This is a genomic window from Haloarcula sp. HT12 (assembly GCF_055271655.1).
The window spans coordinates 676,280-688,282 of record NZ_JBUXKW010000002.1 but is presented as its reverse complement, the minus strand read 5'-3'; the positions used below and the strand labels follow the sequence as shown (position 1 = coordinate 688,282).

Below are 12,003 nucleotides of genomic sequence, written 5' to 3'. Positions count from 1 at the left end.
ATCCAAACTCGATAATCTCTGTTCAAATTGCAATTGATGGACAGTAGTGAATCACCAGGTGTAACTTAATTTCACGGTTTCAGGGACTGCTTGATGTTGTGAACCGGACACTTCAGGACTAGTTTGCGAAATTCACTGTATCCAAGTTTGCGCACACACTGTGTCGCCGAGCGTGAGCTTGATCGTGGAGGTGCGGTTTCACACAACGCCCATTGGCAGTATCGAGGCCCATCGATCCGAGCGTTATGACCGTGATCGGTGGGCTGGAACTCAAAGTGCTTAATCAGTGGTTTTACACCCTGTTCGCGGAGTTTTTCGCGTTAATCTACCCAGCCGGGTTGTATGTCGTGACGTTTCTTAGTCGTACAGTGAACGTCGAGAACCACTTGGATTTCTGTGTCGACAAGAGCTTCGCTTTGAACGTCTGAACCCGGTAGTTCGTCCGGCGGCAGTAAGTTTGCTAGCATTTTCGCAGTCGAAGAACGTCGCGTCAATGGCGGCATGACCGGATGGCTCATGCTCTTGCTCTGAGAGACGCAAGTACACCCGCCAGAGAGCTGTCTTAATTTTGCTAAATCACTTGACTAGCGTGGAATGATTAGGGATATCTGCTTTGATGCACCCGATCTCCCCACGAATATGTGGCATCCCGCTCAGCAAATCAAGTCCTTTTCAGTAGGATTTCCCAGGTACACTCGCAGACAGTGCAGCGACACCACCGGCTACTAGGCTTCGTCTCGCTAATCAACAGCATTTTTAGCTAACTGGACCGTTTTACTCGTGAGGCAGGAAATTCTATACTTGAACCATTGCCAGTCCCCCGCTTCATTCAACTAGTTCTAACAATCGACAACCAGTCACTCTGTAGCATCAGAATACAAGGCGGCATTCTGCGGCGGTTCCTCGTTGACGATTGGTTTTAATGTCACTTCTGTTGGTTTGCCGCATTTTTCCAGCCAGTAGTCTGCTGCTTCTACAGATTCAACTTTTGTATAGTGATTTTGATCGTCATCGTTGTAATCGTAGAGATGCTGTGGAGGTCTGAAATCTCTACTCATTCCAAATTCATACAGGTCAAAATTGAATGGTGCACTGATCCTAATGAACTGTTTGGGGTCCTTATCAAGATCAGAGAACAGATCACCCATATTCTCTAAGATATCTGGCGCCCGCTTTTCCCAGAGGTCTCGAGGATTCATTATCCAGCCAATGTAGGGATCAGAGTCCTCATGGCTCCCAGACGACCTGAAGAGATTTGATCGAAAAAGGCCCATAAATAGAACATCTAATGTGCTGGGTAGATCTACACCTTCTTGTGCAGGAAAATCACCTGATAATAGTGGCCTGAACGATCTGGTTGGCTCCCCATCTTCATCCACCTTCATAATGTAGTCTTTATATAGCCGGGTTTTACGAAACGTTCCCAAATGGACCTGTTCAGTATCTCTTTGTGGGAACGAATACGAGAACAAATCACGAAGAAACATAATATCATCAGCCAACGGCAACAAGTACTCTAATGGTCGATTGCCCTGTTCATCATCCTGGGCTTGCTCTACTTGGTTGATCCAGGAATTGTGGAAGCGGCTTCGTGAGGTGGCTAAGGATTTGTGGCTGTTTCCATTCTCGTTGTAAAGCGGATGCTGATACGCTTCTATGTCAATCGACTTCAACAGCCGCAAGAATTGTATCGCATTAATTGGGCTTGCTTCGGAATTTGCATTTGAGTCATTCTCATGCCACTCTACCAGCTCCGGACGATTAAGGGATTCTTGGAACGGCTCATAATACCCCAGGAAATCCGCTTCTGACCGGCGCTCTAACTGATTACTGTTGTTCCTTGCCTTTGCGATATCAGTAATGACGGCTTTACGCTCGTCCAGGGAAAGGTCGGGAATAGTTATAATTTCTAAGTGGAGCCGAGCATCGTCCAACACTTCATTAGCAGTCATGATCGCGAAGTACGTGTGACCTCCGTTACATATACCTTCCCCACCTGAGAACTTGATAGAAATCCCCGACTCTGTCTCTTCAATATCAGAAGAAATCACCACTACTCCGTTGTTCTTTTTTACAAAATCGCTGGGAGCCTCTTTCAAAGTTCGATTCATGGCCTTAACCTGTCGCGTCTCGGCAGGCTCTCGGGGATTTGCGTCGAGAGGGAATCCCTTGTCAGCAATCTCCTGGCAATCAATATAGACGTGATGGATTTCATAGTCTTCTTCGAGAGCTTCATTACCGACATGATCCGCAGTTTCATACTCAAGAGACAACGAGTCCGCTTCTGGAAGATCGATATACATATACGAAACCCCGTCACCTGATTCGCGGTGGGCTTGGAATTTCTCAAAGTTGGATGAAGACATTTTGAGATCTCGTTAGGTGTCTATTTTCCTCCCCCCGTAATAACTTAATTGTCGTCCGAAACATGACGCAAAACAAAATAGCCAGAATTGATGCACTAACATTTATAATACTATTGTGTCGTTGGTGAGTATAATGGGGTTGATCCAATCAGTTGACGTGCGTAACTATCGGTCTGCCTATGATATTACTGATGTCGCCCTGGACCCTGAGGTAACGGTATTAGTTGGCCCAAACGGGGCTGGGAAATCTAATTTCTTGAGTGGGCTATCGATGTTTAGCCCATCTGAAGTTATACAAGAAGAGGATTTCAGTGTGTATGATGAGTCGCTCATCAGTAAATCAAACTCACAAATTCCAATTACGACGTTCCACCTCGATCCAGAACACGATCGCCTCGGCACATTACAGGTACTGCACGAGCGACCATCGTACAAAAGTGTGGTCGTCGACAACAACGAGTTACGAACCGTTGAAGGCGGTTTTGAAACCCTTAGTAATGCGATATCGACTGGGAAGCACCTTGAGATAACAGTGTTTTCAGACGGAACATACCGTGTCAAAACAAATAGCAATCATGATGAGTTACAGACAGTAGTTGCAAGCCGTAAATCAGATTTACTCACCGTCGGCAGAGAGATCATTCATCAAGTAGAATCAATTGGGTTTGCAAATCTTATCCCAGAAGCTGAAGAATACACCTCAGTCGATATTAGTACTATTCTTGATTCTATTGAACAAGAACTAAGTGAAACAGATAAAACGGACCCAGAACTGAATGATGAAGAAGATGAGAGTGAGCAGTTCTTGGAAGATATATATCAAGACCTGAACACTGTCTCTGGGCAACTCGGAGACGTAGAAATTCTCCAACAAAATATCGAGGAGGAATTACCCACAATTGCGTATTTTGACACGATTCAGGCATTAACAGATGGCATTCCACTTTCAGAAATACCGGACCACCAAGCGTGGCGGGCGTTCCTTCAATGGGGTGGTTTAACCCCAGAAGGCCTTCAATCTGTAAACCAACGACGGCTCGAATCCATCTGTGATGAAGCCGAAGACGAATTGACACGGTTTCTCAATAGTTATATCGACTTAGAAGAACCGGTCGAAGAACAGGTCACAAATGCTGTGAAGGATCCTCTTCGGGGACGATTTTCCGTTACTTTACATCTTGAATCTGAGACCATTGGTATCGAGATCGAAGACGGAGAGGAAGGGACAACTGTCAGACTGGCTCAGAAGAGTACAGGCTTCCGATGGTTGGTCGCATGTATATTGACCGTATTTGCAGGGGGGAGTGGCTCCAGAAATTTTGATTTATTTGTCGTGGATGATATCGGGATCCACTTACACCCAGACTGGAAAATCAAACTTCGTCATGCCCTGCATGAATTGACTACTGATGCTCAAATTGTTTATTCTACTCATTCTCCGTTCTTGATTGAAAACAATACTCTCGATCGAACGCGAATCATCTCACACGATTCGCCCCCTGGAAGTCAAATACAGACTGTTGCCGAAGCCCGTGGCAGCGACTATGTTCATGACTTCTTAGAACCACTTCGGTCATCCTTAGGTGCCAGGGCAGCGGAATTCCTGTACGGCGGAGATGCGATAGTGGTGGTTGAAGGTAAGACAGACAAAGAATATCTACAACGGTTTTCAGAGTTATTCGAATCAGAGGCCGAGTTCCCAAGCTTAGACGAGTCTATTGAGATTATGATCGCCAAAGGCTCAAATCAGAATGTGCTGGCGAATTTCCTTGAAATAGAACAGCCAAATTTCGTCGTACTCATGGATAAAGACGAATCAGGCGATGTTCAAAAAAGCAAAATATTGGAGAATGGTATTGATGAATCCAAGATTATCCAACTTAATGAACTCCCAAATCATTCTACTAACTCAAAAGTCGAAATTGAAGACCTCTTTCCCAGAAGCATGGTCTGTGACGGAGTAGCCCAAGAGTATCCTAGTGCAGTAACTCCGCAGGGTTTGGAAACGAGAGTGACTAGTACGAATGGGGGTGATATCCTCGGAGATATACGAGGTCGGTTACAGCAGTACAAGGGTCAAGGAGAGATCACAGATATAGATGACATTCCAAAAAAAGAGCTCATGAATCATATATTGAATCAAATTGAAGAATCTTGGATGAGGGCTACAGATGAAAGAGAGGACTCTGTGAATGATTTCAAGTGGCTGATAAATGAATTAAACTCGCGTTTAACCTGATGTAGATCTTACAGCTAACATTCAATTTGAAACACTGTGTTTGCTCCTTTATGTGTTCGGGGTGTGGTACTGGTGTGATATGCATCATACCCGATCCGGATTGCTTAGGAACACACTGTATTTGTTGACGATCCGTGGTGGCTGGATCAGCCAGAAAAAATCTGGACTGTTTTGAACTACTTTGGTGATCCTCCGGACAGCGAATACGGTGACATAATCCAGAAAGTGATGAAAGAAGAAGGAGAAACCGGGCTAAATCTGATTTTGATAGAGACTGGCTGAAATTATTTCTGGTGCCAACACAAAGTTCGAGGTGCTTCAAGAGAGATCTTCCGAGATTCCGCTATGATCACTGAGAGCCGTTCACCCGGTTCAGTGTTTTCTCGACGTCGTTCTGACTTCGGATTAAGGTCCTGTTTGAGTGCATCACGCTATTTTAGAGTTGATTGAAACTCTCGATACGATCCTCCTCCACTTCATGGAGGTCATCGAAGCCGAAATTGTCAACTTAGGAGATACTAGATTCAACTAACACCAAAACACCGACTTCTAGTCCCCAATCTGTATTGCCGAAACAGAAGATGCCAAGCAAATTCTGGTCGTGATTATCTAGCTCATCTGAATCAGATGTACTCAACATCCCAGTCTGGACTCGAAATCGGAGAACTCAATGGACGTAAATACTGTCCCCCACTGAATATCTACTAGTAGTTCTCCGATTTTGTCGGGCTACACTCATTTCTGGACTCACTACTAGTAGTTCTCAGGTATAGGCGTTCCAAATCGAGCGACTACGAGTATGCCCGCGATCGACCATCGGCTCCCCTGTTGTCGGCACTCGATAATAACCCTCTGCGGGAGTTCCTTAGAGGCAACCGAGTTAACCGCTACTTCTTGTCGCGCTGGTCATCGCGGACGTGTCCAGTAACCCAGTTTAGGCCACGAGTGAGTACTCGGTCCAGAATATACGCGAGTGGGATGAACACGAGCAACAGCGACGCGCACACTGTCACAGCGCCGGTCAGCACCAACGCATCGGTCACGGTGACCCCCAGTATAGAGTCCCACGGCGAGTACAACACGAAGAGGAAGAAGAGCCCGGTCAAGATGCCGCTCACCCACAGTAGGCCTGCGAACAGCGTGATCGGGTACGCACCGCCGAGGACATCGAGTGTGAACAGCGGGCGAACCTCTTGACCAGCACGCCATACCCGCTCGGGAAACACCTGTCGAAGTCGGTATTCGAGCCCACCAGCACCGGGGCCGTCCCACCTAACCATGCGCCGCCCCTGTTCGTCGTGTCGACTCTGGACGAAGCTATCTTCGTGGACATCATCGAGGTGGCGTCCAACGACGCTTTCGTCAAGGTCAAACTCCGTGACGAGTTGCTGTTTCGGAATCCAGCGCCCTGGTCGGTCGTGGATGTATTTCCCTATTGCACGCTTCGTTTCCTGATTCGCCTGGTCGTACTCCTCTCGGAGTCGAATCAGTCGTTCAGTCATCGGTTTCACCGCCAAGACGGCCCCTGCAGACGCCTCTGCAGAACCCCTCATCACCGCTGCAGGTTCTGCAGACCTGCCTGCAAGCCATAATCAACTTGAAACGTCTCGCATTTATATAGTTGTTCCTGCACTGTACTCTGCCGACCATGTTCGGTCATCCCGATGTACCAGCAAGTCCTGACAGGACACGCTGGTCGTTGTTGGTGTATCGACCCTCGATTGTCATTCCGAACAGGCCTGGGAGACTTGATGAGACCAATGTCCACTGAGATTGTCGGTGTACCAGTCCGAGAGTGGCTTCCATCACGCGCGGCGATCATCGATAGCCTGCTGCTCGGGTCCGTCGCAACCCTCCTCGTGGGGATTCACTATCTGTTGCGACCCTCAATTCACGCCTTGCTGGCATTCGATCATCAAGCAGTCAATCTCTGGGGCTTACTGACGGCCGCGTATGTTCACCACGATGCACAGCATCTCTTCGGAAACGTTGCTACGTTCCTCATCGCCGGCTCGCTCGCGTCGGGGCTCTATCGGATGGCCGGCCAGCGCCGGTTGTTCCACTTGCTGTTGGGACCACTGCTTGTCGTGCTCCCGGTGTTGGTCTTGGCCACGAGTTTCGTCGTGGTCAGTATCGTCGCTCCGGAAGCAGCACCTACAGAGCGTGGCTTCTCGGGCGTGACATCCGGTGTCATCGGTGTCGCACTCGCCGCACTCTTCGGACTGGTCGCACGCTGGTACTCTCCCCGGAGTGCCTGGCGACTCGGCGTTGGCACCTTCATCACCTTGGAGGCTACTGTCGGCCTCATCTACAGCGGGGGGCAGAGCTTCAAGGTGCTCGGACTTGCAATCCTCGGTGCGTCTCTGATTGGCTGGGATTTGGCCCGGGTTACAGAGTGGCCAACCTCTCGTGAGGCGTGGATTGACTGGGGAGTGCACGCGGGATTCGTCGGACTCGTGGTGGTGCTGCTAGTCCTGTTCATGTTTGTTATGTTCCCAGCGCAGGTGGTGACTGATGACTCGACGGTCAACATCGTTGCTCACGGCGTCGGGTTCCTGTACGGTATCGGGTTCGCGCTCGGCGGCTGGTTGCTAGTGCGTGGTGAGCACCCAATCTGGGAGCGGTTCTTGTAATCAGTGTAGCAACCGGGCGCCGACTTTGTCGACAACCCACTGGACACCCAGCAAGGGATACACGGAGATGAGGAGAAGGAACGCGGCGGTCACATAGCTGTTCGAACTACTGATTGGAGCACTAACCCCGATGATGTCGATTAGGACACCAAGAAAGATGAGATAGACTGCCAACAGGCCGGCAAAGGAGACTCCGGTTCTCAGCGCCTCCGGGGCGCGGAACGTGGCGATGTCGTGCCACGTTACCTGCTCGTTGTACTCGCCCACAAGGTCACCCGGGACAGGCCACTCCGAGCGAGCATCGTTAATTCCGTACAGGTTCTTGCCCTGGAATTCCAAGGTCTGGATGACATCGAGTTCGGTGAGCTCTTTCAGCCGCCGTCTGACGGTTTGCCTCGATGGATCACTATCAAGCCGACTCTTGATTTGACGATCAGACAGCACAGGATTGTCGGCTTGCAGCAGTACCTCGACAACGTGTCGTTGCTGGAGGCCGTACTCTGGATTCAGTTCGAGTGATACCTCCGGGTTGGCTAACTCTTTTCGACTTTCGATATCCTCCAGCGAGGTCTGGTCAGCGCTCATCGGTCGTTGGTCGGTCTTTGCTTTAGATTGCGATGACATCTTCGGTACAGGAGATGTCTTCAGACCGGTTGATGACAACCTAGTCGCTGTCGTGTGTGTTTCACGGCCCGAGATGGCTGTGTAACGGACGTTACACGCTTCAGTCAACGGACCTCTAAGCCAGTCTCTCCCCTTGACTCAGTTGATTCACAGTTATGATGAGTTCAGAGATGCTTGGACCAACCACTACCGGTGTTCCGGCTGTCATTGTACAGGGACTGTCGATCCTTCTGGTCGCATTGGCACTCGATTACATCAAGGACGGCATCCTCGACACGGGCGAGACGTATGCGAGCATCTTTGGACGCTTCGCCACGAAACGGAAGATGGCACTCGCGATTGTGGCCTTCACCCTCGGTGGCTCCTACGTCTCTGCCCAGGTGCAGAACCAACTAGTTGGTATCCTCACCCAGGGCGACAATCTCCAAGTGGCGCTCGGTGTGGCACTGCTAGGGCTACTGGTGATGACGAACCGCCAGGTGGATAGCTGGCAGACGTTCAGCGGCCGAGACCCAGTAATGACGCTGTTGGGCGTTATCGGTATCCTGTTCATCCTTACCGGAATCTTCTAAGCTGTCAGTCTTCTATTGTCGCAGCTGGTGAAAGCCCTCGGCTGCCCGATGCTCTGCGACCCGCACTGCACTCCTAGTGCCTGCTGTGCTTACGGGGTCGGAGGCCAGTCGCGCCAGCCTCGCCCTTCCATAGTCCAATTGGGGTAGTCTGACCGACCGAACGACTCGGCCGGACTGGTCGGTTGTGTATGTACTAGCCCGCCCCGCTCGCCGCGTGCCGACTTCCGGTGAGCAAGCTCACCGGCGTCCCGTTCGCTCCGGCTCCTGCTGTGTATGCAGCATTTCGCTCAGGGCGTATCAGCTGCCTGTATTATCCTAGCTGACACTTGTCAATGAATTCGGTGACGGGGGCTCGTCCAAACTACTAGTAAATTCAGATGAGCGGACTCAAACCGGCAGAGGGCACACGACGCTGGGCTGGCACGGTACAAATCACACAATTAGGACAGTTTAGGGCACTTCACAAATAGTGTGAGTCCAACCGAGTCAATCATTCGATGAACGAGTTTTTTACCGGTGACGGGCTACTCAATTCTGGTGGCAATGACGAAATGTTACCCCCGCAGAGCCCTTTGTGAAGATAGCTAAACCCGAGCCACCAACTTTCCGAAACGCCGCAATAATCTATTAATAGATGCTGGGTCTCCCCCGCTGAGCCCCTTGTGACGATGGACTTTTCCTGAGCCACCATTTCGATCCGAACAGCGGCTAAAACGGTGCGGCAGGGCCTTCGTCGGTATCTCCGTCAGCGGCCGCAGTATCCGCCGGCGTCTCTCCGCCAGCGTCACCGCGCTCCAGCGGCCCGTCCCAGCCGTCGAGTCCGGGTGCGAGGCTCACGGCGTCACCGTCGAATCCCTCGTACGAAGCGATGAGCCGGGCGGCCTGGACGCTGGATTTCCCGTGCGGACAGACCGTTACGATCTCGTCGTCACCATCGAACCGTTCGACTTCGTCGACGAGCGACGGAAACGGGACGTTCTCGCTCCCGGGGATGTGGCCCCGCTCGAACGCGCCGGGCGAGCGGATATCGACCACCCGGACCGACCCGTCTTCGAGTTTCGACCGTAGCTCGTCGGCGTCGATTTCGCCGTCCATATCCAGCCGCTAGCGGGCGATACCTAAACCTTCACCGGCTACAGCAAGCCGTCAGCCTGCGCGAGCAGGATGCCCTCGATGGTGGCGTCGTTGGCCGGTTCGCGCCGGGCGACCTGCAGCGCCTCGTCGATGGGCACCGTCGTCACCGAGAGGAACTCGTTGTCGTCGAGCTCCCGGTCGACGGGTTCGAGGCCCTCGGCGAAGACGATGCCGCGACGGTGCCGGAGCACGCCGGTCGAGCACGAGAACTCCTCGATGAGCGAGACGCCGGCAGCCTCGAAGCCGGTCTCCTCGCGGAGTTCGCGCGCCCCGGCGGCTGTGTAGGACTCGTCGTCTTCGACGATGCCCGCCGGGAGTTCGAGGCACTGCTCGCGAATGGTCGGGCGGTACTGGTCGACCATGACGAGTTCGTCGCCGGTCGTGGCAACCACGACGGCCGCCGCGGGCAGTTCAGCCCAGTAGTAGTCCTTCTCCGAGCCGTCGGGCTGGCGGACTCGGTCGTAGCCGCCGGTGTACCAGCCGGTCTCGTACTCGCGCTTGCTCTCGATAACGGGCCACTCGTGGGCCGGTTCGCGGGTCATACGCCCTGTCGGACCGCGACGTGGTAAAACGTGCCGTTGTGCCTGACGACGACACCGTCATCGGTCACTGCGCCGTCGTACTGCTGTCGTAAGGCGTCTCGCTCGTCGAACGGCGAGTGGGTGAACGCGCCCTTGAATCCGAGCGGCCCGCGCCAGTACGGTTCGGACTGCCCGGCGGCCGACGGAGAGGCGTCGGCCAGCGCCGCGCTCGTGTACGGGAACCGCCGTTCGGACTGGGTGCTCCAGTTGATCGCCGTGCCGTTGTCGACGCTGTACTCGCCGTCGGTCGGCGTGGCGACGACGTAGTAGGGGTCGCCGCTTTTGAGGAGCCCCGGCAACGCACCCAGGGCCAGCAACAGAACGACGACGGCGATGATGCCGAGCAGGGTGTTCCGCGTGACCGGCCGCATCAGACGACCTCGCGGTAGATGCGACCGAACGCCTGCCGGCGGAGGGTGCCGATGGCGGCCCGGCGTTTGTCCTGGAACGTCGCCGCGACGGCCGCCTCGGCGAACGGCGCGGCGTGCCAGACCACGTTGTCGACGTTCTCCGCGCCCACCAGCGTCACCTCGCAGTCAGTATCGGCGCGCCACTCCTCGAACTCCGCCATCGAACCAATCTGGACCGCGAGCGATTCCGCGAACAGCACGTCGCGGGCGGTTTCGACCACCTCGCTGGTGACCCGTTCCTCGTAGGCCTCGGCGTCGAGGCCCATCGCCTTCGCGACTTCCTTGACGACGACCTGTGCCGTCGGCCCGAGCGCCTCGTAGCGCTCGCTGGCCTCGGCTGCCGATGCCGGCGCGAGCTGCCCCTCGGTCTCCATACCACCCCTTGCCGCCGGCGGGACTACTCGGTTTCGTCTCCGGAGTCGGCCGCGTCTTCAGCATCGGCGTCCGAACCGTCGTCCGCCGTGTCGCCGTCGTCGCTGTCGCGCAACATCTCCCGTGTCAGGTCCCGAGCCTCGGCCAGCACCTCGCTGTCGTGATCGCTGAGCGCGTTCGATCCCCGGTGGCGGTCCGCGCCCTGCGGGAGGTCACCGTGGCCGTGGCCCGTACCATGGTCGTGTTCATGGCTGTGGCCATCATCGCTGCGGTCGACGGTGTCCTCGAACACCTGCGGGAACTCCGTTTCCTCGGCGTACTCGACGACCTCGGTTGACAGTTCGTCTTCGCCAAGTTGGCCCCAGTCGGGGACGCGCTCGTCGAGCCAGGCCTCGTGGTCGTCGCCGCCGGTCATCGCCGTGAACGCGAGGTGGTTCGCCAGATGCACGTCGTCGGCTTGCGGATCGTCACACACTGGACAGGCGTATCCCATCGGTATCGGGGGAAGGGCGCGAAGCCGTATATGGTGTCGGGGTCCGGTTACAGCAGACGGACCATCACGAGCGCATCCTCGCCGTTGCTGTAGTAGTTCGGGATCGTCTTGCGGTGCTCGAACCCGAAGCGCCGGTAGAGCTGTCGTGCCCCGCCGTTGTCGGCCCGGACCTCCAGTTTGACCGAGCCGGCACCCGTCTGGTCGATGACCTCTATCGCACGGCGCAGCAACGCACTCGCGACGCCCTGCCGTCGGTAGGCCGGTCGAACCGCGAGGTCTTTGATGTGGCCGAGCGGCGTGCCGTGGTTGGGCACCGTATCCGCGATGACGTAGCCCGCGACAGCGGGCGGGTCACCATCGTCGTTGCCGGTTTCGGCGACGAGAAACCCCGGTTCGCCGAGATAGCTCTCCAGCGCCGAAAACGGCCACGGCTGTGGAAACGCCGCCTGCTCGATGCGGTGGACCTCGATCAGATCCGCGCGGACGGCGCGCCGAACCGATGGTGTGTCCGGCGTCTCCGGTCCGTCAGGAGCGACCGTTGTCACGTGCGTTCTTCGGTGCGGACCTACATATGTGTTA

At 54.2% G+C, this 12,003-nt stretch carries 12 protein-coding genes and 1 pseudogene; 3 read left to right on the top strand and 10 right to left on the bottom strand.

All coding sequences use genetic code 11. From position 1 onward, the window contains the following. Window positions 1–71: 71 nt before the first annotated feature. Window positions 72–719, bottom strand: a pseudogene (locus tag ACY9XZ_RS08780) (transposase); the annotation flags it as partial. A 138-nt stretch (window positions 720–857) separates the two neighbouring features. Beyond that, complete coding sequence (locus ACY9XZ_RS08775; RefSeq protein ID WP_463456654.1) at window positions 858–2,366, bottom strand: AIPR family protein; 1,509 nt, start codon at window positions 2,364–2,366, stop codon at window positions 858–860. A 133-nt stretch (window positions 2,367–2,499) separates the two neighbouring features. Here ACY9XZ_RS08775 and ACY9XZ_RS08770 point away from each other — a divergent pair, with 133 nt between their 5' ends. Beyond that, window positions 2,500–4,605, top strand: a complete 2,106-nt coding sequence (locus tag ACY9XZ_RS08770; RefSeq protein ID WP_463456653.1) for an AAA family ATPase — start codon at window positions 2,500–2,502, stop codon at window positions 4,603–4,605. A gap of 887 nt (window positions 4,606–5,492) precedes the next feature. Here ACY9XZ_RS08770 and ACY9XZ_RS08765 read toward each other — a convergent pair. Then, window positions 5,493–6,107 (bottom strand): hypothetical protein, encoded by a 615-nt coding sequence (locus ACY9XZ_RS08765; protein ID WP_463456652.1) that lies wholly within the window; start codon window positions 6,105–6,107, stop codon window positions 5,493–5,495. Between the two features lie 258 nt (window positions 6,108–6,365). On the opposite strand from ACY9XZ_RS08765, the gene ACY9XZ_RS08760 reads away from it, so the two are divergent. Beyond that, the gene (locus tag ACY9XZ_RS08760; RefSeq protein ID WP_463456651.1) at window positions 6,366–7,238 is read left to right on the top strand and encodes a rhomboid family intramembrane serine protease; all 873 of its coding nucleotides are present in this window, start codon (window positions 6,366–6,368) and stop codon (window positions 7,236–7,238) included. Here the strand turns inward: ACY9XZ_RS08760 and ACY9XZ_RS08755 are convergent, their stop codons facing one another. Beyond that, window positions 7,239–7,823, bottom strand: coding sequence for a hypothetical protein (locus ACY9XZ_RS08755; protein ID WP_463456650.1), 585 nt, complete (start codon window positions 7,821–7,823; stop codon window positions 7,239–7,241). Window positions 7,824–8,032: 209 nt separating this feature from the next. Between ACY9XZ_RS08755 and ACY9XZ_RS08750 the strand changes: the two genes are divergently transcribed. Continuing rightward, window positions 8,033–8,434, top strand: coding sequence for a hypothetical protein (locus ACY9XZ_RS08750; protein ID WP_463456649.1), 402 nt, complete (start codon window positions 8,033–8,035; stop codon window positions 8,432–8,434). A 708-nt stretch (window positions 8,435–9,142) separates the two neighbouring features. On the opposite strand, the gene ACY9XZ_RS08745 is transcribed toward ACY9XZ_RS08750, so the two are convergent. From ACY9XZ_RS08745 to rimI, 6 genes are read right to left on the bottom strand one after another with little or no spacing between them, the layout of a single operon-like run. After that, window positions 9,143–9,529 carry a rhodanese-like domain-containing protein gene (locus tag ACY9XZ_RS08745; RefSeq protein ID WP_463456648.1) on the bottom strand — a complete coding sequence of 129 codons (387 nt, stop codon included), beginning with the start codon at window positions 9,527–9,529 and terminating at the stop codon, window positions 9,143–9,145. Between the two features lie 38 nt (window positions 9,530–9,567). Continuing rightward, a complete protein-coding gene (locus ACY9XZ_RS08740; RefSeq protein WP_463456647.1) occupies window positions 9,568–10,110 on the bottom strand; it encodes an NUDIX hydrolase in 543 nt (180 codons plus the stop codon). After that, complete coding sequence (locus tag ACY9XZ_RS08735) at window positions 10,107–10,520, bottom strand: hypothetical protein (RefSeq protein WP_463456646.1); 414 nt, start codon at window positions 10,518–10,520, stop codon at window positions 10,107–10,109. Before ACY9XZ_RS08735 ends, ACY9XZ_RS08740 begins: the two co-directional genes overlap by 4 nt. Then, the gene (locus tag ACY9XZ_RS08730; RefSeq protein ID WP_463456645.1) at window positions 10,520–10,933 is read right to left on the bottom strand and encodes a DUF5809 family protein; all 414 of its coding nucleotides are present in this window, start codon (window positions 10,931–10,933) and stop codon (window positions 10,520–10,522) included. Before ACY9XZ_RS08730 ends, ACY9XZ_RS08735 begins: the two co-directional genes overlap by 1 nt. A 23-nt stretch (window positions 10,934–10,956) precedes the next feature. Continuing rightward, window positions 10,957–11,424 (bottom strand): DUF5810 domain-containing protein, encoded by a 468-nt coding sequence (locus ACY9XZ_RS08725; protein ID WP_463456644.1) that lies wholly within the window; start codon window positions 11,422–11,424, stop codon window positions 10,957–10,959. Window positions 11,425–11,471: 47 nt separating this feature from the next. Continuing rightward, complete coding sequence (rimI, locus tag ACY9XZ_RS08720) at window positions 11,472–11,969, bottom strand: ribosomal protein S18-alanine N-acetyltransferase (RefSeq protein ID WP_463456643.1); 498 nt, start codon at window positions 11,967–11,969, stop codon at window positions 11,472–11,474. Window positions 11,970–12,003: the final 34 nt, after the last annotated feature.